A 23,327-nucleotide genomic window follows, 5' to 3' on the forward strand; every position below is an offset into this window, starting at 1 on the left:
TACGAGTTGCGTCCGGGGAACGTGCAGATCGAGCCGGGGCGTGCGGCGTTCGTGGAGACGACGCTGAAGCCGAAGCGGATCATCTGGTTCGGTTCGAAGGAGGAGCGGCCCTACACGCTGGCGGTGCGGCGGTCGGGGGTGGATCCGACCGAGGTCGAGGGCACGTATGTGCAGCGGGGGTTCCTGCCTCGGTGGCTGGCGACGTTCTTCGGGGTCTTCCTGGCGTTGGCGATCGCGTTCGTGATGATTTGGATCGCCTACAAGCCGCAGGTCCGCACCAGCGCCACCGAGCAGACCCAGCAGGCAGGTGTGGCGCTCGCGCCCAGTCCCAGTGCCACCCCGGAGACCCTGCCCAGCACCGCCGAATCCGCGCCCGCCGAGCAGCCGCAGGTGCAGCAGCCGGCCACGCAGGAGTCGAAGGACGACGGCGGCGGTGCGGACAAGGGCGACGGGGACAAGGGCGGCGGCGAGTCCAAGAAGCCCGACAAGCCGGCCGTGAAACCGGTGGTCCCCGCGCGGAACATCCTGCTGCGGAACACCACCAGCCACATGTGCGCCGAACTCCCCGGGCGGGAGAAGGGCGAGCTCGACGGACCCGTCCAGCAGGCCGTCTGCGACGACACCGACGGGGACAACCAGATCTGGGACCTTGAGGTCAAGTACCCGAAGGCCGGCCCCGGCGGGGCGCCGCTCTTCCAGATCCGGAACATCAAGGACAAGTACTGCATGGACCTGCCCTACCACGGTGCCGCCGCCGTGGGGACGCCCGTCACCGAGTTCCACTGCGACAGCACCACTCCGAACGACAACCAGCTCTGGTGGGTCGACAAGCAGGAGAGCGGGGCCTACTGGATCCGCAACTTCTCCAGCAACCAGAAGTGCCTCGGCGTGGAGGGCGCGAACGGCGGCGCCCTCTTCTCCAAGATGGTGCTCGACAACTGCGGCAACGTCGACGACCAGGAGTGGGAGATCATCCACCCGAAGAAGGGCTGACGGCCCGGGCGGTCCGGGCCCCGGCGGTCACCAGCCGCCTTCGCCCGGGACCAGCCGGCCGGCCTTGCGGTACTCGCGGCGGGCGCCCTCCAGGAGGTCGTCCGCCGTCACCACGTCGTCGCGTCCGGCGGCGAGGTACGCGGCCGTGACGACCGCGCTGCGGATCGAACCGCCGGCCAGCTCGAACTCCCGGGCCAGCCCGCCCGGGTCGATGCCGTCGGCGGACGGGACCCGCGACAGGCTGTGCCGCCACAGCGCCAGGCGCTGGTCGACGTCCGGGAACGGGAAGTCGACCACCAGGTCCAGGCGCCGGGTGAAGGCCTCGTCGATGTTGGCGCGCAGGTTGGTGGTGAGCAGGGCGATGCCGTCGAAGGACTCGAGGCGCTGGAGCAGGTAGGCGCTCTCCATGTTGGCGTACTTGTCGTGGGCGTCCTTGACCTCGGAGCGCTTGCCGAAGACGGCGTCGGCCTCGTCGAAGAGGAGCACGGCGTCCGTGCGGTCGGCCTCCGTGAAGATCCGCTCCAGGTTCTTCTCGGTCTCGCCGACGTACTTGTCGACCACCGACGACAGCTGGACCACGTACAGGTCGAGGCCCAGGTCGGCGGCGACCACCTCCGCCGACAGGGTCTTGCCGGTGCCGGACTCGCCCGCGAACAGCCCGAGGACACCGCGTCCGCGTCCGCCGCCCGCGCTGAGGCGCCAGTCGCCGAGGACGCGGTCGCGGTGGCGGGCGCGCAGGGCGAGCTCGCGGAGCTGGACCAGGGGCTTGTCGGGCAGTACCAGGTCCCCCCAGTCCACGGCGGGCCGGATGCGCCGGGCGTGGCTCTCCAGACCGGAGGCGGACTGGCGGCGGGCGGCGAGCCGGACGTGGTCGGCGGTGACGGGGGTGCCGTCGAAGGCGGCGAGGGCGCGGGCGGTGTGCGCGGCCCGCTGGATGCGGTCCCCGCCGAGCCGGTACGGGGCGACGGCCGAGGCCAGGTCGAACCCGTCGGCGTCGGCTCCCAGCGCGGCCCGCCAGGCGGCGGCGCCCCCGGCCCGGCGGCCCGGTGCGTCCAGGACCAGCGGGTCGGCCGGGGCCCAGTGCGGGTCGTAGGGGCGCGGGTCCGTCATGAGTACGGTCACGCCGGTGGCGGCGGTCAGCGCCCGCACCAACGGGCCCGGCTTCTCGGGCAGGCCCGACACCACGATCGCCCGGCCGCCGAGCCGGGCCTCGCGCAGCAACTCGGGTACGTGGTCCTCGGGGTCGGTGCAGCGCAGCGCGTCGATGCCCGCGGCGTCCAGGGCACGGGCGAGCGCGGCCAGGCCGTCGCCCTCGCGCGGCTCGCGCAGGTAGGCCGTGAGCGGACCCTCGCGCAGCCGGGCGGCCAGCCGGCGTACGAAGGCGTCGGCGTCGGCGCCCGCGGCGGGCAGCGGTTCCGGCATCGCGGTCAGCATGCCGAGGAGTTGGGCGTCGGGGGCGTCGTCGCCGAGCAGATGGCCGATCAGCCGGTCCGGGGCCCGCAGCGAACGGGTGAGGAAGGGCCGCTCGGGCTCCTCCACCTCCAGCAGGCCGAGGGAGCGCAGCGGCGCGGAGACGTGGAACCGGGCCCGGGCGGCGGCCGCGTGCGCGGGCACTCCGCACAGGTCGAGGGCGAGGCCCACGGTCGCGCGGCGACGGCTCACGTCGTTGTTGAGGTAGCCGTAGAGCGGCTCGAAGGTGCGGTCGACGTCGGGAGCGAGGGCGACCAGCAGGGCGGCGGTGTCCAGCTCGGTCAGTCCCGCCCGCCCGGCCAGCCGCGCCAGCCGGTCCCCGGGGCCGGCCGGTGTGCCGTCGGAGACCGGTTCCACGGGCGCGGGCCCGGGGTCGCCGGACGGCCAGGTGCGCAGCAGGTGGTGGACGGCCTCGTCGGGCAGGTACAGGCCGCGCAGCGGGTCGTCGGCCGTGGGGTCGGCGGCGCTGCGGTGCTCGACCAGCGCGGTCACCCGTTCCCGCAGGACGCCGAGGCGGGCGAGGAGCGTCCGGGCGGGGTCGTCGGACGCGGCGCCCGGGGCGGCCGACCAAGGATCGGTGCCGGGGGTGTTCACAGTCGTCACGGTTGTCACTGTCGCTTCGTGGGACCGCCCGGCAGGGCCTTGCGGGCAGCACGGGCCGCCACCACCTGGTGCGGCCGGTGCGAGCGGCCCTCGGACATGGGCGGGTCGCCCTCGACGCCGCCGACCCGGACCGTCGCGCCCTCGGTGACCGGAGGCCCGGCGTCGTACTCCGGGAAGGCCGGGAAGGGTGCGGTCACGACCAGGTCGAGGGACGGCTTCAGCTCGCCGCCCAGGGCGGACCAGATCTCGGCGAGGGAACGGGACTCGGTCTGGGCGCCCGCCACCGTGATCGGCACCGGCAGCCCCATCGCCCCGAGCGCCCCCGGGAGTTCGGAGGGGGGCAGCTGCTCGCGCGGAAGCAGCGTCGCCAGTACGGCGGACAGCAGCCGGTGTTCGTCCTGCGGGGTCTTCGTCCAGGCCGTCACCAGGTACGACAGCCGGAACCAGCGCGGCGGCTGCCGGCGCTTGACGACGATGTCGTCCTGGTCGCGCACCGCCACCTGGCCGCGGTGCCGGCGGCCCACGTCCTCGCGGATGTCGTACAGGTAGGTGTTGACGACGGGCGCGTTGCGCCGGGCCGCCCAGTCGCGGGTGGGTGCCTCGAAGGCCACGTCGATGCCCGAGTCCGTCAACGCCCCGCCCTTGAGGAGGGTCTTGAGGACCTCGTCCACCTCGTGGATCACGCTCGTGCTCCCGCCTCGCCCGTCATGGACATCCACCGTCGATCGTGCCCCGGTGCCCACCCGCCCGCACGTGCCACGGGGACGGCGGCCGGGCAGGACACGCTGCCCGTGCGGACCGAAGGGTCCGCGTTCGATTGCCCGTTCGGTCAGATGTAACCTTCCCGGAGGGCATAGGCCACGGCGTGGGCGCGGTTGCGCAGATGGAGCCGCGTGGTGAGTCCGTGCATGACGTTCTTGACGGTGCGTTCGGAGTAGGACAACTTGCCGGCGATCTCTCCGGTGTCGAGACCCTCGGCGACCAGCCGCAGGACGTCCACCTCTCGGGGTGCGAGGCCCAGCGAGGGGGCGCCGGGGCGGCCCGCCGCGCCCCGGTGCAGGGTGCCCACCTGGCTGATGAGCCGGCCCAGCAGGTCCGCGGGCAGGTCGCCGTCGCCGCGCGAGGCGGCCAGTACGGCCTGCACCAGCCGGTGGGCGGTGGCCTCGTGCCGCCAGACGATCGCGCCGACGCCGCACTCGACGACGTCGAGCAGCTCGCTCTCGCGGATCGCGCCGACCACGAGCACGGCGCGGGCGCCCTCGCTGCGCACGATGCGGCGCAGCCGGGTGAGCGCCGTGTCGTCGAGCGCGTCCTCGATGAGCAGGGCCACCGTGCCGGGCCCCGACTCCTCGCGCAGGTCGATCTCCGGGTGCCGGCGCAACTGGCTGACCGCGCCCTCGCGGCTGATCGGGTCCGGAGCGGACACCGCCACCGGGACCCGCCGGTCGACGACGCCGGCGGCGGCGCCGGAGCCGCGGGCCGAGGTGGTGGTCGTGACGGATGTGGTGGTGTTCCGGGGTGAGTTGAGCAACCGTTTCCCCCCTGTTCACGTGCCCGCAATACGGCACAGGCCGGTAGCGGATGTGCGTGTTCCACACTTATGGGACTGCTGGGACTTCGCAATCGTGGACCACCACGAGGTACACCACGAGACCAGTGCGCCGGCCGCCACGAACGGCCCTCTGGCGGGTGTCCCGGCAGGTCACAGGGCTCGCACAAGGACGTGCGGGACCGTGTGGAGTGCCGCGTGCCACCGTGACCCGCGCCACTTCGCACCACCGTTCGCCGCAGCCGTTCGTCTCACACACCGGGGGAGCACCATCCACCACAGGAGGCACCGATGACCGGACCGCTCCGTGAACGCGACGACGCCCACGCGCTGTTGGCCGCGGAGACCGAGCGTGCCCGGGCCGGCACCGGCCGCCTCGTCCTGCTGCGCGGCGCCAGCGGCACCGGACGCACCGCCGTCCTGGAGACCGCCGCCCGGCACGCCGAGGACCGGGGCGTCAGGGTGCTGCGCGTGCGCTGCTCGCCCGAGGACACCCCGGTGCCCTTCGCCATGGTCCTCCATCTCCTCGGGCCCGTACCGGAGTTCACCGACATGGCGCCCGCCGGCGACGACCGGGGCAGCGCGGCCCGGCTGTGGCGGCTGCTGCGCTCGTACGCGGCCGAGGGCCCGGTCATGGTGGCCGTCGACGACGTCCACCTCGCCGACGACTCCTCGCGCCGCTGGCTGGCGGAGGCGGCCCGGCACGTCGACCGATTACCGGTACTGCTGGTCGCCACCGAGCGCAGCCAGTACGACGTCGACCCCCGGCCGCCCGGACTCACCCAGGCGCTGCCGCCGTCCCTGGTGCGCACCCACACCCTCGCCCCGCTCGGCGACGCGGCGGCGGCCGGGCTGGTCCGCGACGCCTTCCCGGACGCGTCCGCGGCCTGGACGCGGGAGGTCGTCCTGGCCGGCGCGGGCAGCCCGCTGCTCCTGCACGCCCTGCTGGACGACCTCGGCGGCACCCCGCACCCCGACGGCGTCCCGCCCGTGCCGGACACCTGCGCCGCGCTGTACCCCGGGTCCTACCCGGCCGCCGTCTCCTGGTGGCTGAACAGCGCGGGTCCCGCGACGGCCGACGTGGCGCGCTGCCTCGCCGCCCTGGAACAGGCCTGGCCCGCGGGCCGGGAGCCGCGCCGGGGCGCGCTTCGGCATGCCCTGCCGCACCCGCAGACGCCGCCGTTCGAGCCCGTGCACCGGCACCCGCGCGACACACCGGCGGTGCGGACCCGGCGGTCCGGCGACACCGCCCCGGGCTGCCGGGACGTGTGGAGCGCGGACGCGGGGGACGGCGGCCGGGACCCGCAGGCACCGCCGTCGCCGTACGCGCGCGGGACGCTCCTGCCGGCGCCCGGGGCGGCGGACCTCCTCGCGGACCCGGGGGAGCACGGCCCCTACCCGCACCCCACCGAGCCCGCCGCCGAGATGCCGTACCCGCCGTACCCGTACGCGGTCCACGCCCCGTACGACGGCCGCCCGCGGCCCGCAATCGGCGCCGCGGGCCACGGCCGCACCGATCCGCCCGCGCACGTCCCCCGGGCGGCGCCGTGGCGCACCACCGGCCCGTCCGCGGCGCGAGGCCCGGCCGGGGACCCGGTCGACGTGCTCGCCGATGCGGCCGGGGCCGACCCCGTGCGGATCGAGGGGTGGCTCGCCGCCATGACCCGGCTCGGCCTGCTGCGCCCCGACACGGGCGGCCGCCCCCGCTACGCGCACCCGCTGCTGCGCGACGCCGTGCTCAGCGGCTGGCCCCGGCCGCGCCGCGAGGCCGTGCACCGGGCGGCGGCGGAGGCGACGCTGCGCCGCGGCGACCGGGTCGAGGCGGTCGCCCGGCACCTGCTGCGCACCCCTGCCGTCGGCCTGTCCTGGGCGCTGCGCGTCCTGCGCGACGCCGTGACGGTCGCCGTGCACGACGCCCGGCCCGCCGACGCCGTCGCCTACCTGCGCCGGGCGCTGGACGAACCGCTGCCCGACGACCTGCGGCAGCGGCTGCTGACCGAACTGGGCTCCCTGGAGTACGCGTCGGCCGACACCCCGGCCGCCATCGCGCGGCTCGCCGAGGCCCAGCACCTGCCGGCCGAGCCCCGCAACCAGGTGCGCACCGCCGTCGCCCTCGGCACTGCCCTGGCCGGCCGCGGCGAGATCCGCACGGCGATGGAGGTGCTGCGCCGCACCGAGGGCCGGCTGTCCGCCCACCCGGGGCTCGCACGCACCGTGCAGACGGCCGGCGCCCTGCTGTCCGACGAGGACCTGGCGACCCGGCAGCAGGTCTACCGGTGGCTGTCCGAGACCGGCCGGCACTCCCCGGAACTGGTCGGCACCGCCGGACAGGCCCTGCTGGTGCGGCACGCGGCGACGGCCGGGCTGATCTCCGCCGACGAGGCGATGACACGGGTACGGGACCTGCTCGCCCAGCCCACCGACCCGCTCGCCGAGCCCTTCCTCCTCGGCACGGCCGCCGCGGTCGCCCAGTGGGCCGACGAACTCGAGGAGGCCGAGCGGCTCGTGGAACGCGGCCTCGCCGGGCAGCACCCCGCCCTGCTGCACCCGATGCAGCACGCGCTGCTCAACACCCGCGCCGACATCGTTGCCTCCCGCGGCGACCACGCCCGGCTGCTCGCCCTCGCCGCCGACCCCGGGCCGGGTCCCGGTCCCACCAACCGCGACGCCCACGCCCTGATGGCGCTGGTCCACACCGGCCGCACCGACGAGGCTCTGCGCCTCGCGGACCGCTTCGACCTGCGCGAGGCGCCGGAGAACTGGGAGCTGAACCGCTACCTGTACGCGCGGGGCGTGCTGCGCGCCGCCGCCGGCGACCCGACGGGAGCGCTCCACGACTTCCTGGAGTGCGGGCGGCGCCAGTCGGCCCGCGAGGTGGTCAGCCCGGTCGTCACCCCGTGGCGGACCGCCGTCGCGGAGATCCGGCTGGCGTTCGGCAGCGGCCCCGAGGCGCTGGCCCTGGCGACGGAGGAACTGCGGCTGGCCAGGGTGTGGAACACCCCGCGCACCGTGGGCCGCGCCCTGCGCGTGCTGGGCACCGCGACCGGCGGGCGCCGCGGTCTCGAGCTGGCCGAGGAAGCCGTACGGACCCTGCGCGACGCACCCGCCGACACCGGCATGGAGCTGATCCCCGCACTGCTCGCCCAGGGCCGCCAGCTCCTCGACGCGGGCGAACGCGGGCGCGCCCGGGCCCGGCTGCGCGAGGCGGCGGACCTCGCCGAACGCAAGGGCGCGCTGCGCTGGCTCACCCAGGCGGGACAGGCCCTGCGCGAGGGCGGCGCCCGGGGCTCCGTGGCGTCCCGCACCGGCGCCGGGGCACTGACCGGCAGCGAGCGCCGGATCGCCGAACTGGCCGCCGACGGCCGCACCAACACCGAGATCGCCGCACTCCTCCACCTCGCCCGGCGCACCGTGGAGACCCATCTGACCAGCACCTACCGCAAGCTGCGGATACGGCGCCGGACGGAACTGCCGGGCGCCCTGGAGCGCGGCGGACACCGGGAACGGGAGCCGCGCCCCGACACCCGGTGCTGAGGGCGTCCCCTCACAGGCCGCGCAGCAGCCGCCCGATCTCCAGCTGCTCGGTCTCCAGCGGGTCGCCGTCCTCGACGTTCCACAGGCTGTTCTGCAGCACGCGGCCGAGGGACCAGGCACGGGCCCGCTGCCGGTCGAGGCCGAGTACGTCGGTCATGGCGTCGAAACGCCACCGGGTCCCGGCCGGTTCGTAGCGGTTGTCCAGGGCGGGCAGCAGGTCGAACCCGGGGTCGCCGGCCAGCGGCTTGGGGTCGATGGCGAGCCAGGGGGCGCGGTCCGCGGCGAGCACGTTGTCGTAGTGCAGGTCCCAGTGCAGCAGCCGGTCGCCCGGCTCGTCGGCCACCTCGCGCAGGGCGGCGGCGCAGTCGGCGACCAGCCGCCGGTCCGCCGGGTCCGGGATGCGCTCCAGCGCGCCGGGCGTCCGCTCCAGCATGCCCCGTGCGATGTCCCCGAGCCGGCGCACACCGGGCGGCGCGGGCGTCGCGGTGAGGTGCGCGAGCAGCCGGGCGACGACCAGGACGGCCTCGCGGGAGTCCTCGACGTGAGTGAGCGTGCGGCCGGAGTCCAGGCGCTCCAGGAGCATGGTCCCGGTGGCCGCGTCGTGGTCGAGCAGCCGCACCGCGCCGTCCCCGTCCCACACCCGCAGCGCGACGGGCTCGCCCTCGGTCTCCGCGTCGAGGATCTGGAGCTTCAGCACGGCCCCGGTGCCGTCGCGCCGCACGACCGGCAGCACCAGCGCCGCCCACCCGTGCATCGACGGTCCGTCCAGCCGCAGCTCCCACCGCTCCAGGAACCCGGCCGCCAGCGCGGGCAGCCCGGCCACGAAGGCGCGCCCCGCCTCCCCGTTGTGCTTCGCCTGCGAGCGGGCGAGTGCGTCCGGAACCCCGATCATGTCGGGCAACGCTACCGGCCCGTCCCTTTGGCCATGCCCAAAGGGATGGACCGCCTCTCCCGGCGCCTGCCACCGTCGGTCGGGCCCGAGGACGGGCACGGGGGAGCGGGGGACGGGACATGCGTGTTCACGGAGTTGCTCCGGGCGGCACGAGAGTGCGGGCGGCGGCCGGCACGGCGGCGACGGCGGTCGTCCTGATGGCGGCCGTCGGGTGCGGCGGGCCGGGGGCCACCGGACCCGCGCGGCCCACGGACGGCAGCGGGCCGGTGCGGGACCTCACCACGGCCGAGGAGGCCGTGCTCGACCGGGCCGAGGGCCTGCTCGTCCGGCAGTGCATGGCGGAGGCGGGATTCTCGTTCTGGCCGGCGGCCGAGGACGGCACCGCGGAGCGGGAGGGCTTCGGGTACGTCCTCGACGACGTCGGCTGGGCACGGAAGTACGGCTACGGCGGGCAGTTCGCGAAGAAGGCCGAGAAGGCCCGGCGCAGCGGCCCGAACGTCTCGTACCTGAACTCCCTGCCGCGCAACCGCCGGATGCGGTACGACGCGACGCTGGGCGGCCGGCTCGCCGAGGACGCGCTCACGGTCGAGCTGCCCCAGGGCGGCACGGTCAGGACGCCCCGCGACGGCTGCCGGGCGGCGGCCCAGGGCGAGCTCTACGGCGACTTCGCGACCTGGTTCCGGGTACAGGCGATCGCCACGAACCTGACCCCGCTCTTCGTCCCGGACCTCGTCAGGGACAAACGCTTCCGCGAGGCGGTCGGGGCCTGGTCGGCGTGTATGCGCACCAAGGGGCACGACTACCCCGACCCACCCGCGGTGCGGGCGGAACTGCCCGCACTGACCGAGGGGTTGGACGACGCGGAAGCGCACGCGGTCGAAGTGCGCCTCGCCGTCGACGAGGCGACCTGCGCGACCACGACGCGGCTCGCCGCCACCGGACGTGCGCTGGAGCGCGAGTACCGCGCCGAGAAGACCGTCCGCTACCGCGAGGACGTCCGCACCTACCAGCGCCTGCGGCTGTCCGCCCTGGCGCGTGCGCACGAGATCGTCCACGACGCGACGGCCTGAGACCCCTCCCCTTTCCAGACTCCCGCAGCCGACGCGCGCTGCGGGTGCTCCACCCTTCCAACCGACAGGAGGAAGTCATGCGCAAATGGTTCGCCGCGACGGCGGCCGTCGGCATCGCGCTGCTCGGGGTGTCCCTGCCCGCCGGCACCGCACAGGCCGCGACCGCGTGCGACAACGCGTGGAACGGCATGCCGACGGGCTACATGCGGGCCTATCAGAACGCCTACTGCGGAGGCGACATGCTGGGCCAGTCGGCCGGCAACGACTCCAACTGGGGCAACGGCCAGGGTGCCTTCCAGGGCAGCGACACCAACAGGGCCAGCTCCGTCCTGAACAAGGGGACGACGTCGGGCACCACGTACACGGCCGTGCAGTTCCTCAACGGGACCGGAACGGACTGGGGCGGCGGCTACATCTGCCTCAAGCGGGGCGAGCTGTACGCCGACTACCTGGGGGACAACTACTTCACCAGCGGGTACAACGTCAACGACGCGATCAGCTCGCACCGTTGGCTGCCGCCGTCCGCCTGCAGCAAGTTCCTGACCTGATCCCGGGGTCACCGGCGCACCGCCCCCCGTCCGGCCCGGGCCGGACGGGGGGCGCGCTCAACGGCCGGTCAGGAGCTGATGGCCGAGCGGGGTCGCGGTGTGCCGGACACACTTGCCGTCGCGTCGGCTGACCACGAGTCCGCCGTCCCGCAGCGCGGCCAGTTGCTGACTGGCGCTCGGCAGGGACGCCCCGACCGCCCTGGCGAGCTCCGAGGTGGTGGCCTCGCGTGCGGCGGTCTCGTACAGCAGCGCGGCACGCGTGGCACCCAGCAGCCGGGCCAGCGTTCTCGGGGAGGCGGTGGACCACGAGAAGGTCCTCTCGACCGGGCAGACCAGCACCGGCCGCAACCCGTCGTCGGCCAGTGCCACCGGCCGCCGCGCGCAGAAGTACGACGGGACCAGCAGCAGGCCGCGGCCGCCCAGGTGCAGATCGCGGTCGACCGGGTAGTCGACCGTCAGCACCGGCGACTCCCACACCGCCATCGGCCGCAGGCTGTTGAGCAGCGCGTGGTTCCCGCCGTCCAGCAGGGCGCGGGTGCGCAGCGTCAGGTCCGCCGTCGTGGCCGCGTGGACGCGGTCCCACAGGGGAGCCACGAACTGCTCGTAGTAGGTGCGCAGATGCCCGCCCAGCTCGGTCAGCGCACGGGCGTCCCCGCGTGCCAGTGCCGCGCCCGCCCAGGGCCGGGCGCCGTCCGCCGCCAGCAGGGTCATCTCCTGACGCAGACGACGGCGCGGCGTCGTGAGCACGCGGTCGACGGACACCTGGAGGTCGTCGGCGGCGTCCTGCGACGGCGGGGTGAGGAAGTCCGGGAAGTAGGCGGCGTTCGGCACGAGACTGCGCAACGCCAGGGCCGACCTCCCGGCGGCCCCGCCCCGGCGCAGCAGCGTTCCGGCCGTGCGCCGCCACGCGTCGAAGGCGAGAGGCTCCTCACGGGTCTGCAGCCGGCACACGCTGCACACGACCTCCCACAGGAGGTCCGGGCGTCGGGCCAGGCGCACGTTCTCCAGATCGGCGCCGGTGAAGTGGATACGCAACATGTTTCCCCCGTTGTCGCTCACACGGCATAAGACTCTCGCCATGCCAAACAGGGCGAACAAGGGGTGTTTCGGCCAGTTGCTCCCCGGGGGCCCTCCCCCTCAGGCCACCGGCTCCGGCACCGGCCGCTCCGCCGGAGTCCCGTGCTTCGGCGCCTTGGCCGTCACCATCAGGCCCGCGACCAGCCCCGCCAGCAGCATGACCCCGGCGGCCACCCAGATGGCGACCGTGTACCCGTGCACGATGCCCTCCCGGACGATCAGCTCCCGCTGCGAGGGGTCGGTCAGGTGCGAGGCGATCCAGGACGCGCTGGTGCCGGTCGCGATGGTGTTGAGCAGCGCCGTGCCGATCGAGCCGCCCACCTGCTGCGAGGTGTTGACCGTCGCGGAGGTCACGCCGGAGTCCTTCGGGGCGACGCCTGCGGTGGCCGTGGAGAACACCGGCATGAAGGTCAGGCCCATGCCGAGGCCCATCAGGAGCAGCGCGGGAAGGATCTCGGAGACGTACTCCGAGCGCACGGTGATCCGCGTGAGGATCACCATGCCGCCGGAGGCGAGCAGCATGCCGGGCACCATCAGCATGCGCGGACTCACGTGCGGCAGCAGCCGGGCCGAGATCTGGGTGGAGCCCACGACGATCGCGACGGTCAGCGGCAGGAACGCCAGGCCGGTCCGCACGGGGGAGTAGCCGAGGATGACCTGGAGGTAGTAGGTCATGAACAGGAACAGCCCGAACATGCCGATGACCGCCAGCATCATCGTCAGGAAGCAGCCCGCGCGGTTGCGCTCCCGGATGACGTGCAGCGGCAGCAGGGGCGTCCGCGCCCGGGTCTGCCACCACACGAACGCGGCCAGCAGCACCACGGCCAGGGCGAACAGGGCCAGCACGAGCGCGTCGGTCCAGCCCCGGGGCTGGGCCTCGCTGAAGCCGTAGACGAGGGCGACGAGTCCGCCGCAGCCGAGGACGACGCCGGGCACGTCGAGACGGGCGTCGGCGTGGCCGGGCCGGTCGTGCAGCAGGGCGAACGCGCCGATCACCGCGATGACGGCGATGGGGATGTTGACGTACAGGCACCAGCGCCAGTTCAGGTACTCGGTGAGCACGCCGCCGACGATGAAGCCGATCGCGGAGCCGCTGCCGGCCAGCGCGCCGTAGATGCCGAAGGCCTTGCCGCGTTCCCGGGGGTCGGTGAACGTGGTCGTCAGCAGGGACAGCGCCGACGGCGCGAGCACGGCGGCGAAGACGCCCTGGAGGGCGCGGGCGCCGAAGAGCATCACCGACGTGGTGGCGGCGCCGCCGATCGCGGAGGCGGCGGCGAAGCCGATCAGGCCGATGACGAAGGTGCGTTTGCGCCCCACCAGGTCCGCGACCCGCCCGCCGAGCAGCAGCAGACCGCCGAACGCGAGGGTGTACGCGGTGATCACCCACTGCCGGTTGGCGTCGGACATGTCCAGGTCGCGCTGGGCCGAGGGCAGCGCGATGTTCACGATCGTCGCGTCGAGGACGACCATCAGCTGGGCCAGGGCGATCACCACCAGCCCCCACCAGCGGTGGGGGTCGGCCTCCGCGGGCGCGGCGGGCCCGCCTGTCCGGCCTGTCCGGGAGCCACTCATCTGGCCAGAAGACCACGATTCAGGAGGTATCGCATCCCGTTGCGTGCGCCCCCGACGGCATCCGCGCCGCGGGCCGCCGGTCATGGCTCCAGGACCACCTTCCCGGTCGTCCCGCGGCTCTCCAGGGCACGGTGCGCGGCGGCGGCTTCGGCGAGCGGGAAGCGCCGTACGGCCGGGACCAGCCGGCCCTCGGCGGCCTCGGCGAGTGCCCGCAGTTCCAGGGTGCGTACGGGGTTTGCGCCGCCGGCCCGCTCCATCATCACCGGGCCGAGCACCTGCTGGGAGACGCCGTCGACGAGGTAGGGGGTGCCGTCGTGCGGGCCCTTGCCCGACCAGCCGAAGACCAGGTGCCGGCCGCCGGGCCCGAGCAGGGCGACGGCCTCGCGGGCGATGTCCCCGCCGACGCCGTCGAAGACGACGGTGGCCTTCCCCGCGCCGGGCTCCGAACGCGCGGCGGGAACCCCGTCGCCGCCCAGGTGGGCGCGGACCTTCTCCGGCCACCGGGGATCCTTGTAGTCGACGGCGAGATCGGCGCCGTTCGCGGCGACCCGGGCGGTCTTCTCCGGCCCGCCGGCGAGGCCGACCACCGTGGCACCGGCGTTCTTCGCGTACTGCACCAGCAGCGTGCCTATGCCGCCCGCGGCGGCCGTCACGACGGCCACGGAGCCGGGGCCGAGCTCGGCGAACTGCAGGATCCCCATCGTCGTACGCCCCGTGCCGATCATGGCGACGGCCTGGGCGAAGTCCAGGTTCTCGGGGATCTCGTGGACGCGGGCGAGGTCGGTGACGGCGAGTTCGGCGTAGCCGCCGGGGGCGAAGCCGAGGTGGGCGACGACGCGCCTGCCCAGCCGGCTCTCCGGCGTGCCCGCCCCGACGGCGTCGACGACGCCGGCGGCCTCGCGGCCGGGGATCGTGGGCAGCTCGGGGAGCGCGGGCGCCGGGCCCCGGATGCCCTGGCGCAGGGCGGTGTCCAGGAGGTGGACGCCCGCCGCGCGGACGGCGATCCGGACCTGGCCCGGACCCGGCGCCGGGTCCTCGACCTCGTCCAGGACGAGGTTCCCGGCCGGGCCGAAGGCGTGCAGACGGATGGCGTGTATGACGGTCCCCCAGGGGAAGCGCGCAGCCGAGGAGTGCGGCTGCTCCGGGTCGGTACGGCCCCCACTCAACGACCTCAAGCATGCTTGAGGTCAAGCTCCCGCCGGCCCAGGGCGAGGGAGACCGCCGTCAGGGCGCTGTTGAAGGAGACCTCGGAGAGCAGGCCGGGCGAGGCGACCTGGTCACCGGCGAGGTAGACGCCGTCGCCCCGGTCGACGGCCGGCCGGTCGCGCCAGGTGGTGCCGGGCGGGTCGACGGCGCCCGTGCGGCCGTTCGCGACCGCCTCGCGCCGCCAGGTCAGCCGCTCGCGCCAGCCGGGAAAGCCGAGGTCGAGCAGCTGCTCGGCCCGTGCGGTGCCGTCGGCCTTCGACTCGTGCGGGGCAATGGGGATCTGCCCCTGGATCAGCTGCTCGCCCGCCGGTGCGAGCGTGCGGTCCTGGGCGGTGAACCGCTCGATCCACCCCGGCGCGTCCAGGTCGGAGACGGCGAAGGCGTCGCCGCGCCGGGTCCGTACGGCCAGGTCGACCAGGGTGGTGCGGCCGCTGGGCCAGGTCGGAGCCGGGTCGTCCAGCAGGCGGCGGGCCGCGTCGAGGGAGGTGGCGACGATGACGGGGTTTCCGGTGGGCAGCGTGTCGACGCGGGAGAGCGTCTCGATCCGGACCCCGAGGTTCCAGGCCAGGGCGGCCATCCGGTCGACGAGTCCGGCCCAGCCGCCGCGCGGGTAGTGCGCCTCGGGCGGCAGCTTGGCGGCCCGCCGCAGCCGCTCCTGCACGAAGGCGGCGGACAGCGAGCCCGGATCGTGGTGGAACAGCGCGACGGCGCAGTAGTGGGCGGCGGCCCGCGCCCCCTCCTCGCCCGCGATCCCGGTCGCCCAGGTCAGGAAGTCGGTCTCGACCGGCGCCGGTCCGACCCCCCGGCGCAGCAGCTTCAGCATGGCCAACGGCGGAGTGCGGCGCAGCGCTCCCTTGTGCCGCAGCCGCAGCCGGGCCGCCTCCAGCGGCGGGATCGGCGCGAGCGGGCCGATCAGGTCGCGCCGGCGCAGCCAGGCCCAGTGCGGGCCGCTGTTGTAGAGGGCGTGCGGGCCGTCGTTGGTCCGGTAGGGCCCGTCGGCCGTCCGGGCCCGCCCGCCCAGCGTGTGGTGGGCCTCGTGCACGGTGACCTCGGCGCCCGCCTCGGCGGCGGTGATGGCCGCGGTCAGACCGGCGAAGCCGCCGCCGACGACGGTGATGCGATGCATGGCTCGGGTTCTCCCTCGGATCGGGGTCACGGTCGGGCCGCCCGGTGCGGCGCCCCTCTTCCCGTACGACGGTCGAGGGGGTGCCGGATGTGACATGCGGCCGGGGCGCGGATGTTTCCGCAGGTCACAGCGGGCTGTCAGTGGCCGGGTGCAGCATGGGGCCATGGCGAGGAGAACGGTGGGAACGGCGGGCGGGCGCGGTACGACAGCGGTGCGTGGGGCGAGGCGCCCCCAGCTGCGGCTGCCGCCGCTGGAGCCGTACGAGGGCGGGGGCGGACTGGAGCCGGACGGGGACTACGACGCGCTGGACTTCCGGGACACGGACCTCACCGGGCAGGACGGCGCGGGCGCGCGCTTCATGGACTGCGCGCTGACCGGCTGCGCCCTGGACGAGGCGTCGCTGCCCCGGGCCCGGCTGCTGGACACGGTCCTCACCGGGGTCCGGGGCGTGGGCACGAACCTCGCGGAGGCGACCCTGCGCGACGTCGAGCTGCTCGACGCCCGTCTCGGCGGCACCCAGCTGCACGGCGCCGTACTGGAACGGGTCCTGGTCCGGGGCGGCAAGATCGACTGTCTCAACCTGCGCCGGGCCCGCCTCAAGGACGTCGTCTTCGAGAGCTGCGTCCTGGTCGAGCCGGACTTCGGGGGCGCCCGCCTGGAGCGGGTCGAGTTCGTGGACTGCGCCCTGAAGCAGGCGGACCTCAGCGCGGCCACCCTCACCGACATCGACCTGCGCGGCGCCGCCCCGCTGGAGCTGTCCCGCGGCGTGGACCGCCTCTCGGGCGCGGTGATCAGCCCCGCCCAGCTCCTCGACCTGGCACCGGTGCTGGCGGCGGAGCTGGGGGTGCGGGTGCTGGCGGAGGGGTAGCGGGCGGCCGTCCGGTGCTCAGGGCAGCCGGGGGAAGCGGGCCTGGAGGGACCAGATCGCCGGGTTGTCCGCCAGGTCCTCGTGCAGGTCGGTGAGGTCGGCGAGCAGGTCGTGCAGGAAGTCCCGGGCCTCCCGGCGCAGTTCGCCGTGGGAGAAGGAGATCGGGGGTTCGGTCGCCGGAAGCCACTCCGCCTCGATGTCGACCCAGCCGAAGCGGCGCTCGAAGAGCAGGCGGTCGGTGGATTCCGTGAAGTCCAGCTCCGCCCGCTGCGGCCGGGCGGCCCGGGAGCCCGCCGGGTCCCGGTCGACCTGCTCCACGATGTCGCACAGCGCCCACGCGAAGTCGAGCACCGGCACCCATCCCCAGGCTGTGGACAGCTCCCGGTCCGCCTTGGTGTCGGCGAGATACACGTCCCCGCAGAACAGGTCGTGCCGCAGGGCGTGGACGTCCGCGCTCCGGTAGTCCGTCTGCGGCGGGTCCGGGAAGCGGGTGGAGAGGGCGTAGCCGATGTCGAGCACGCAGGTGATGGTGTCACGGACGCGGAACCGCCCACGCGCCGCGACCCCGGTCGCTCCCGGCGGGACGGCAGCGGCCGGCTCCGGCCGGGCGGCAGCGGTCGGCTCCGGCGGGCGCGGTCAGTGCGGTGACGTGGCGCGGCGGACCGTGTCGCGGAGCACGGCGCGCCGCCGTTCGTGCACGTCCTCGGGCTCGTCGGCGGTCGCCGCGTAGACGTTGCTGACCGGTGACCAGGCCATGGACATGGCGATGACGAGGGCCAGCACGTCGAACGGCTCCCCGGGCCGCACCCGCCCCGCCGCCTGGGCCTCGGCGATGGCGCGGAGCTTGGCGTCGTCACGGCGGTCGGCGTCGTCGACCAGGTGGCCCGCCGGACGCCGCTCCAGTCGCGCCCAGGTGGCCAGCCGGATGAGGTCGGGGCGGCGCAGATACTCGTCGTAGAGGCGCACGGCCCAGTCCGCGAGGTCGTCGGCGTCGATCGGCACGACGTTCACGATGCGGTCCAGCGAGCCGAAGAAGATCGCGTCGAACAGGCCGTCCTTGCTGCCGAAGTAAGCGTAGAGCTGCGCCTTGTTGGTGCGCGCGGCGGCCACGATCCGCTCGACGCGCGCCCCGGCGATCCCGTGCTCGGCGAACTCCCGGGTCGCGACGTCCAGGATGCGCCGGTGGGTGGCCGCCCCGCGCGGGGTCAGGGGCCGGCCGGGGGTGCGGTCGGAGGTGCGGTCGGGCATGTCCGCAGGGTATCGCACGCTCAGACAGAACAGTTGGTTTGCCTGCTGCGGCAAGCGCGTCTACGCTCGAACAGACCGAACAGTCTGTCTGAGGAGTTGATGAGTGCCATGAGGACCACGACGGGCTGGCAGGCGCAGGCGCAGGCGCAGGACCCGGACGGCGCCGCGCCCACGCGGGCGCTGCGGCGCACCCCGCTGCACCGGCGCGACCTGCGCCCCGACGACCTCGCCGTCCGGGTCGACTACTGCGGCGTCTGCCACACCGACCTGCACGCCGTGCGGACCCGCGCCGCCGACGGGAGCGGGGAGCCCCTGGTCCCGGGGCACGAGTTCACGGGCGTGGTGACCGGGGCCGGCGCCGAAGTCACCCGTTTCCGGCCGGGCGACCCGGTCGCCGTCGGCAACATCGTCGACTCCTGCGGCGCCTGCGCCATGTGCGAGATCGGCCAGGAGAACTTCTGCCACGCCTTCCCGACCCTGACCTACGGCGGTACCGACCGCGTCGACGGATCGCCCACCCTCGGCGGCTACTCCCGCGAGTACGTGCTCGGCGAACGGTTCGCGTACGCCCTGCCCGCCGGACTCGACCCGGCGGCCGCGGCACCACTGCTGTGCGCCGGGGTCACCGTCTGGGAGCCCCTGCGCGCCCTGGGCGCCGGGCCCGGCACCCGCGTCGCCGTGGCCGGTCTCGGTGGTCTCGGCCACCTCGCCGTGAAGTTCGCCGTCGCGCTCGGCGCCGACACCACGGTCGTCAGCCGGTCGCCGGACAAGGCCGAGGACGCCCGCCGTCTGGGCGCCCGCGGGTTCCTCGTCTCGACCGACCCCGGGCAGACGGCGGCCGCCCGCGAGCGGTTCGACATCGTCATCGACACCGTCTCCGCACCGCACGACCTGAGCGCCTACCTGCGCCTGGTCGCCCTGGACGGCACGCTCAGCCACCTCGGGCACCTCGGACCCGTCACCGTGGACACCCTCGACCTGCTCGTCGGCCGCAAGAAGCTCAGCTCCGCGGGCAGCGGAGGCCGCAGGGGCACCGCCGAGATGCTGGCCTTCTGCGCCGCGCACGGCATCACCGCCGACATCGAACTCCTCCCCTCCGCCCGTGTGAACGAGGCCCTCGACCGCCTGGCCCGGGGCGACGTCCGCCACCGCTTCGTCCTCGACCTGTCCGACCTGGACTGACCCGGGCGGCGGGCCAGGGCGGCCGGCCCGGCGGCCGGATAGGTTGCCCCCGTGATCCTCACTCCCCTCACGCTCGCCCCCGACCACGACATCCCGGGGCCCGTCCTCACCGAACTCACCGCCCTCTACGCCTCCCACCGCGCCTTCCACGCGCTGAGCGGCGACTTCCCCGACCCGGAGGACATCCGTCCGGAGCAGGTGGCGGCCGCGCTCGCCGGCGAACTGGCGCGGCCGGGTGCCGAGGTGCTGCTGGCCCGGGACGCCGGGCGGCTGGTGGGAGTCGCCATCACGCTCGCCCGGCACCCCGATCCCTCCGACCCGGACCCGTGGATCGGGCTGCTGATGGTCGACGCGGGCCTGGCGCGGCAGGGACACGGCAGACGGCTCGCGTCCCTCGTCGAGGACCGCTTCCGCGCCGCGGGCCGCACTGCCGTCCGGCTCGCCGTCCTCGACGGCGACACCGACGCGCTCGCCTTCTGGACCGCCCTCGGCTACACGGCCGTCGGCCATCGCCGCGATCCCGGGGCCGGCCGCCCGTGCACGGTGCTGCGCAGGGAACTGGAGAGCGACAGGCCGCGCGTGCCGCGCCACGCCGCCCGCGTCGCCGTGCTCGACCCCCAGGGCGCGGTCTTCCTCCTGCGCTACGACAACGTCGAGGTGGGCGTGCACTGGGCGATGCCCGGCGGCGGCCTCGAAGCGGACGAGAGCCCCCGCGAGGGCGCCCTGCGCGAGGTGCGCGAGGAGACCGGCTGGACCGACCTGGAGCCGGGTCCCCTGCTCTGCACCTGGGAACACGACTTCACCCACCTGGGCGTCGGCCCCGTCCGCCAGTACGAGCACATCTACGTGGCCCGGGGGCCCCGCCGCGAGCCCACCGGCGCCGACCTCGCCGCCGCCCACGCCGCGGACGGCATCCTCACCTGGCGCTGGTGGACCCCGGCCGAACTCGCCGAGGCGCCCGAGCCGCTCTGGCCGCCGGACCTGGCCCTGCTGCTCGACGCCTTCGAGGGAGCCGGAGGAGCCGGGGGAGCCGCGGGCTTCGCAGGGTGAGCCTCAGGGGCTGTCCGGCCGGCCGTCCCCGCGCAGCCAGTCCGCCCAGATCTCCGAGAAGTCCTCGTCCGGCGCCGACTTCTCCACGTACGCCGTGAAGTCCCCGGTGTCCGCGTTGCCGTGGCGGTGGGCGGCCGCCCAGCCGCTCAGCAGGTCCCGGAAGGCGTCGTCGCCGACCGTCTCGCGGATCTTGTGAAGGACCATGGCGCCCCGCTGGTAGACGGGACTGTCGGAGATGTGCGCCGCGTCGGGCGGGTCCGCGGGCGGGAACGCCCAGATCGAGGCGTTCGCGTCCGCGTCGTCGTAGTACGTGCCGTCGTACAGCGCCTCGAAGGACTCCTGGGCCGTGTCGCCACCGTGGTCCTCCTCCCACAGCCACTCCGCGTAGGTGGCGAAGCCCTCGTTGAGCCACATGTCCCGCCAGGTCTTCGGGCTGACGGAGTTCCCGTACCACTGGTGGGCGAGTTCGTGGACGAGCAGGACCGTGTCGGGGGCGCCGGGGAAGTAGGGCCGGTTCTGGGTCTCCAGGGCGTACCCGGCGTCCTCGTCCCGGTCGACGATCGCGCCGGTGGAGGAGAAGGGGTAGGGGCCGAAGTTCTCCCGTCCCCATTCCATGATCTCGGGGATCCGCTTCAGGACCTTGCGGCTCGCGTCGGCCTGTGTCGGGTCGACCGCCGTGTACACGGTCAGACCGTCGTCCGTGGTGGAGCGGGCGGTCTCCCACTCGCCCACGGCGACCGTGACGACATGGCTCGCCACCGGCTCGGCGGTGTGCCAGGTGAACGTCGTACGCCCGCCCCGGGTCCGCTCGTCCCGCAACTCACCGTTGGAGACCACGCCAAGGCCCTTGGGCACGGTCACCGCGAGGTCGTACGTCGCCTTGTCGGAGGGGTGGTGGCTGCCGGGGAACCAGGCCATCGAGCCCGTCGGCTCACCCAGCCCCACCGCGCCGTCGGCCGTGGGCAGCCAGCCCTCCTCCGAGCCGTCGGGGTCGGTGACGGTCTGCGGCTCACCGGAGTAGCGGACCGTCACGCGGAACGTCTCGCCTTCCTCCAACTCGTCGGCGGGGCGCACCGTCAGTTCCTGCCCGGCCCGGTTGAAGCGGGCGTCCCGGCCCTCGACCTCGACGTGCTCGACGTCCAGGCCCTTGAGGTCCAGGTTGAAGGCGGACAGGACCTCCGTCGCGCGGGCGGTGATCACCGCGGTGCCGGTGAGGTGCCCGGCGTCGGCGTCCGTATCGGGGTCGTAGTCCAGGGTCAGGTCGTAGTGGCCGACGTCGTAGCCGCCGTTGCCCGCCTTGGGGAAGTACGGATCGCGCACCCCCGAAGCGCCGGGGGCGCCCTCGACCGCGCCGCCTCCACTGCACGCCGCGAGGGCGAGGGCGGTGGCGGCGGTCACGAGCAGACGGGGAGTGCGCACCTCGTGATCCTATGGGGCGTTTCACGTGAAACGCCTGTTGAGACCGCCTGTTGGACCGCCTCTTGGGACTCTTGCGTCCGCTTGGGCCAGTGCCGTCACGCCGACGCCCCGCACCGCCCCGCCGACGGAACGCCGAAGGTCCCCCGGCCGGACGTCCGGGGGACCTTCGTACGGAGCGAACGAGCGGGTGAACCTCAGACGTTCACGCCGAAGTCCTGGGCGATGCCCACCAGGCCCGAGGCGTAGCCCTGGCCGACGGCGCGGAACTTCCACTCGGCGCCGTTGCGGTACAGCTCGCCGAAGACCATCGCGGTCTCGGTGGCCGCGTCCTCGGACAGGTCGTAGCGGGCGATCTCGGCGCCGCCGGCCTGGTTGAGGATGCGGATGTAGGCGTTGCGCACCTGGCCGAAGTTCTGCGAGCGGTTCTCGGCGTCGTAGATCGAGACCGGGAAGACGATCTTGTCGACGTCGGCCGGCAGGCCGGCCAGGTTGACGTTGATCGCCTCGTCGTCGCCGGCGCCCTCGCCGGTGCGGTTGTCACCGGTGTGGACGATCGTGTTGTCCGGCGTCTGCTTGTTGTTGAAGAAGACGAAGTGGGCGTCGGAGTAGACCTTGCCCTCGGTGTTGACCGCGATCGCGGAGGCGTCGAGGTCGAAGTCGGTGCCGGTGGTGGTGCGGACGTCCCAGCCGAGCCCCACGGTGACTTCGGTCAGGCCCGGAGCCTCCTTGGTGAGCGAGACGTTGCCACCCTTGGACAGGCTTACAGCCATTGTTGGGAGTCCCTTCCCTCGTTTACGTACGGCAAGAAAGCTACAGCTACCACCATGAACGTCGAGAGGGGTCCACAAGGTTCCGTCTCTCTTTACTTTCTTTACCCGGACGGGGAGAACCGGCCGGGAGAGCGGACCGGCAGAACGGACCGCGGATATTCGGGTGACGTGGGCCGCCCGGGGGCGGGAACATGGAGGACATGTCCGGTCCCCATGTCATCCGCGGCTCCGTCTCCCTGCCCGAGGCCGAGCTCGTCTGGCGTTTCTCGCGTTCCTCGGGGCCCGGCGGACAGCACGTCAACACCACGGACACGGCGGTGGAGCTGCGCTTCGACCTGGCGCGGACCGAGGCCCTGCCCGAGGTGTGGAAGCAGCGGGCGCTGGAGCGGCTGGCCGGGCGCCTGTCCGGCGGGGTCGTCACCGTCCGCGCCTCCGAGCACCGCTCCCAGTGGCGCAACCGCGAGACGGCCGCCGTGCGGCTGGCCGCCCTCCTCGCCGAGGCCACCGCGCCGCCGCCCAGGCCGCGCAGGCCGACCCGCGTCCCGCGCGGCATCAACGAGCGGCGGCTGCGGGAGAAGAAGGAGCGCTCCCAGACCAAGCGGGGGCGCTCCCCGAAGAACTGGGACTGAGACCGGTCAGTCCAGCTCCAGCACGCCGACCGTCTCCCCCTCGGACTTCTCGCCGTTGGGACGGAAGCCGAGGCCCAGGTAGAAGTTCTCGGGGCCGTCCGGGCCCGGGTGCCAGGTGACGTAGCACTCCTTGCCGCCACGGCGCCGTACCTCCGCCGCCACCGACTCGACGGCGAACCGGCCGTAACCGTGGCGCTGTTCGCCTGCCGCGACGTTCAGCCGCCACAGCCCGGAACGCAGGACGCTGCCGTCCCCGTGCCAGTCGATGCCGAAGAAGGCCATCAGGAAGCCGACCGGACGGTCGCCGTCGACGATGAGCCGGGGCCAGGCGACGCCGTGGTGGACGTAGGCCTCGGCGAGGGACTTCACCACCGGTGAGACGGCGAACTCCTGCTCGGGGCGCACCCGTACGGCGAGCGCCGCCTCGATGTTCGCGGGGGTGATCTTCTCCAGGCGGAGCGTGGTGCCGGTCGTCATGCGCGCACCCTAGGCGGGCGCCCGCGTGCCGGACGAGCGAATCA

21 protein-coding genes are annotated in these 23,327 nt (G+C 74.3%); 8 read left to right on the forward strand and 13 right to left on the reverse strand.

Features of this window, described 5'->3' with window-relative positions; translation table 11 throughout:
* Positions 1-993, forward strand: a 993-nt coding sequence (locus ACIQFU_RS26215; RefSeq protein ID WP_402554622.1) for an RICIN domain-containing protein, incomplete at its 5' end; no start/stop codon positions are given.
* A 27-nt stretch (positions 994-1,020) separates the two neighbouring features.
* Here the strand turns inward: ACIQFU_RS26215 and ACIQFU_RS26220 are convergent.
* The 3 genes from ACIQFU_RS26220 to ACIQFU_RS26230 form a co-directional block, all read right to left on the reverse strand.
* The gene (locus ACIQFU_RS26220; RefSeq protein ID WP_402554623.1) at positions 1,021-3,066 is read right to left on the reverse strand and encodes an ATP-binding protein; all 2,046 of its coding nucleotides are present in this window, start codon (positions 3,064-3,066) and stop codon (positions 1,021-1,023) included.
* Positions 3,067-3,071: 5 nt separating this feature from the next.
* A complete protein-coding gene (locus tag ACIQFU_RS26225) occupies positions 3,072-3,749 on the reverse strand; it encodes a DUF4255 domain-containing protein (protein WP_402554624.1) in 678 nt (225 codons plus the stop codon).
* A gap of 146 nt (positions 3,750-3,895) precedes the next feature.
* Positions 3,896-4,597 carry a LuxR C-terminal-related transcriptional regulator gene (locus ACIQFU_RS26230; RefSeq protein ID WP_402554625.1) on the reverse strand — a complete coding sequence of 234 codons (702 nt, stop codon included), beginning with the start codon at positions 4,595-4,597 and terminating at the stop codon, positions 3,896-3,898.
* A 309-nt stretch (positions 4,598-4,906) separates the two neighbouring features.
* Between ACIQFU_RS26230 and ACIQFU_RS26235 the strand changes: the two genes are divergently transcribed.
* Positions 4,907-8,149 carry an AAA family ATPase gene (locus ACIQFU_RS26235; protein ID WP_402554626.1) on the forward strand — a complete coding sequence of 1,081 codons (3,243 nt, stop codon included), beginning with the start codon at positions 4,907-4,909 and terminating at the stop codon, positions 8,147-8,149.
* A 10-nt stretch (positions 8,150-8,159) separates the two neighbouring features.
* On the opposite strand, the gene ACIQFU_RS26240 is transcribed toward ACIQFU_RS26235, so the two are convergent.
* Positions 8,160-9,041: an aminoglycoside phosphotransferase family protein gene (locus tag ACIQFU_RS26240; protein ID WP_402554627.1), complete on the reverse strand. Its 882-nt coding sequence runs from the start codon at positions 9,039-9,041 to the stop codon at positions 8,160-8,162.
* Positions 9,042-9,160: 119 nt separating this feature from the next.
* Between ACIQFU_RS26240 and ACIQFU_RS26245 the strand changes: the two genes are divergently transcribed.
* Together ACIQFU_RS26245 and ACIQFU_RS26250 are read left to right on the forward strand one after the other, a co-directional pair.
* Positions 9,161-10,111: a hypothetical protein gene (locus tag ACIQFU_RS26245; protein WP_402554628.1), complete on the forward strand. Its 951-nt coding sequence runs from the start codon at positions 9,161-9,163 to the stop codon at positions 10,109-10,111.
* A 77-nt stretch (positions 10,112-10,188) separates the two neighbouring features.
* A complete protein-coding gene (locus ACIQFU_RS26250; protein ID WP_402554629.1) occupies positions 10,189-10,659 on the forward strand; it encodes a hypothetical protein in 471 nt (156 codons plus the stop codon).
* A gap of 57 nt (positions 10,660-10,716) precedes the next feature.
* On the opposite strand, the gene ACIQFU_RS26255 is transcribed toward ACIQFU_RS26250, so the two are convergent.
* The 4 genes from ACIQFU_RS26255 to ACIQFU_RS26270 all read right to left on the reverse strand — a co-directional run bounded on the left by ACIQFU_RS26255 (position 10,717) and on the right by ACIQFU_RS26270 (position 15,640).
* Complete coding sequence (locus tag ACIQFU_RS26255; RefSeq protein WP_402554630.1) at positions 10,717-11,697, reverse strand: ArsR/SmtB family transcription factor; 981 nt, start codon at positions 11,695-11,697, stop codon at positions 10,717-10,719.
* Between the two features lie 99 nt (positions 11,698-11,796).
* The gene (locus ACIQFU_RS26260) at positions 11,797-13,308 is read right to left on the reverse strand and encodes an MFS transporter (RefSeq protein WP_402554631.1); all 1,512 of its coding nucleotides are present in this window, start codon (positions 13,306-13,308) and stop codon (positions 11,797-11,799) included.
* An 80-nt stretch (positions 13,309-13,388) separates the two neighbouring features.
* Entirely contained in the window at positions 13,389-14,405 is a 1,017-nt protein-coding gene (locus ACIQFU_RS26265; protein WP_402554774.1) for a zinc-binding dehydrogenase, read from the reverse strand.
* Positions 14,406-14,479: 74 nt separating this feature from the next.
* On the reverse strand, positions 14,480-15,640 hold the full coding sequence (locus ACIQFU_RS26270) for an NAD(P)-binding protein (protein ID WP_402554632.1): 1,161 nt from the start codon (positions 15,638-15,640) through the stop codon (positions 14,480-14,482).
* A 163-nt stretch (positions 15,641-15,803) separates the two neighbouring features.
* On the opposite strand from ACIQFU_RS26270, the gene ACIQFU_RS26275 reads away from it, so the two are divergent.
* Complete coding sequence (locus tag ACIQFU_RS26275) at positions 15,804-16,508, forward strand: pentapeptide repeat-containing protein (RefSeq protein WP_402554633.1); 705 nt, start codon at positions 15,804-15,806, stop codon at positions 16,506-16,508.
* A gap of 18 nt (positions 16,509-16,526) precedes the next feature.
* Here ACIQFU_RS26275 and ACIQFU_RS26280 read toward each other — a convergent pair whose 3' ends face one another.
* Together ACIQFU_RS26280 and ACIQFU_RS26285 are read right to left on the reverse strand one after the other, a co-directional pair.
* Entirely contained in the window at positions 16,527-17,027 is a 501-nt protein-coding gene (locus tag ACIQFU_RS26280) for a hypothetical protein (RefSeq protein ID WP_402554634.1), read from the reverse strand.
* 117 nt (positions 17,028-17,144) lie between these two features.
* Positions 17,145-17,756 (reverse strand): TetR family transcriptional regulator, encoded by a 612-nt coding sequence (locus ACIQFU_RS26285; RefSeq protein ID WP_402554635.1) that lies wholly within the window; start codon positions 17,754-17,756, stop codon positions 17,145-17,147.
* A gap of 108 nt (positions 17,757-17,864) precedes the next feature.
* On the opposite strand from ACIQFU_RS26285, the gene ACIQFU_RS26290 reads away from it, so the two are divergent.
* Together ACIQFU_RS26290 and ACIQFU_RS26295 are read left to right on the forward strand one after the other, a co-directional pair.
* The gene (locus ACIQFU_RS26290; protein WP_402554636.1) at positions 17,865-18,938 is read left to right on the forward strand and encodes an NAD(P)-dependent alcohol dehydrogenase; all 1,074 of its coding nucleotides are present in this window, start codon (positions 17,865-17,867) and stop codon (positions 18,936-18,938) included.
* 51 nt (positions 18,939-18,989) lie between these two features.
* Complete coding sequence (locus ACIQFU_RS26295) at positions 18,990-19,988, forward strand: GNAT family N-acetyltransferase (protein ID WP_402554637.1); 999 nt, start codon at positions 18,990-18,992, stop codon at positions 19,986-19,988.
* A 3-nt stretch (positions 19,989-19,991) separates the two neighbouring features.
* Here ACIQFU_RS26295 and ACIQFU_RS26300 read toward each other — a convergent pair whose 3' ends face one another.
* A complete protein-coding gene (locus ACIQFU_RS26300; RefSeq protein ID WP_402554638.1) occupies positions 19,992-21,407 on the reverse strand; it encodes a M1 family metallopeptidase in 1,416 nt (471 codons plus the stop codon).
* Between the two features lie 194 nt (positions 21,408-21,601).
* The gene (locus ACIQFU_RS26305) at positions 21,602-22,177 is read right to left on the reverse strand and encodes a TerD family protein (RefSeq protein WP_402554639.1); all 576 of its coding nucleotides are present in this window, start codon (positions 22,175-22,177) and stop codon (positions 21,602-21,604) included.
* 191 nt (positions 22,178-22,368) lie between these two features.
* Between ACIQFU_RS26305 and arfB the strand changes: the two genes are divergently transcribed.
* Positions 22,369-22,806: an alternative ribosome rescue aminoacyl-tRNA hydrolase ArfB gene (gene arfB, locus ACIQFU_RS26310; RefSeq protein WP_402554640.1), complete on the forward strand. Its 438-nt coding sequence runs from the start codon at positions 22,369-22,371 to the stop codon at positions 22,804-22,806.
* Positions 22,807-22,812: 6 nt separating this feature from the next.
* On the opposite strand, the gene ACIQFU_RS26315 is transcribed toward arfB, so the two are convergent.
* Positions 22,813-23,283 (reverse strand): GNAT family N-acetyltransferase, encoded by a 471-nt coding sequence (locus ACIQFU_RS26315; RefSeq protein WP_402554641.1) that lies wholly within the window; start codon positions 23,281-23,283, stop codon positions 22,813-22,815.
* Positions 23,284-23,327: the final 44 nt, after the last annotated feature.

Origin of the sequence: Streptomyces sp. NPDC093065 (genome assembly GCF_044754585.1) — a bacterium.
Lineage (GTDB): Bacteria > Actinomycetota > Actinomycetes > Streptomycetales > Streptomycetaceae > Streptomyces.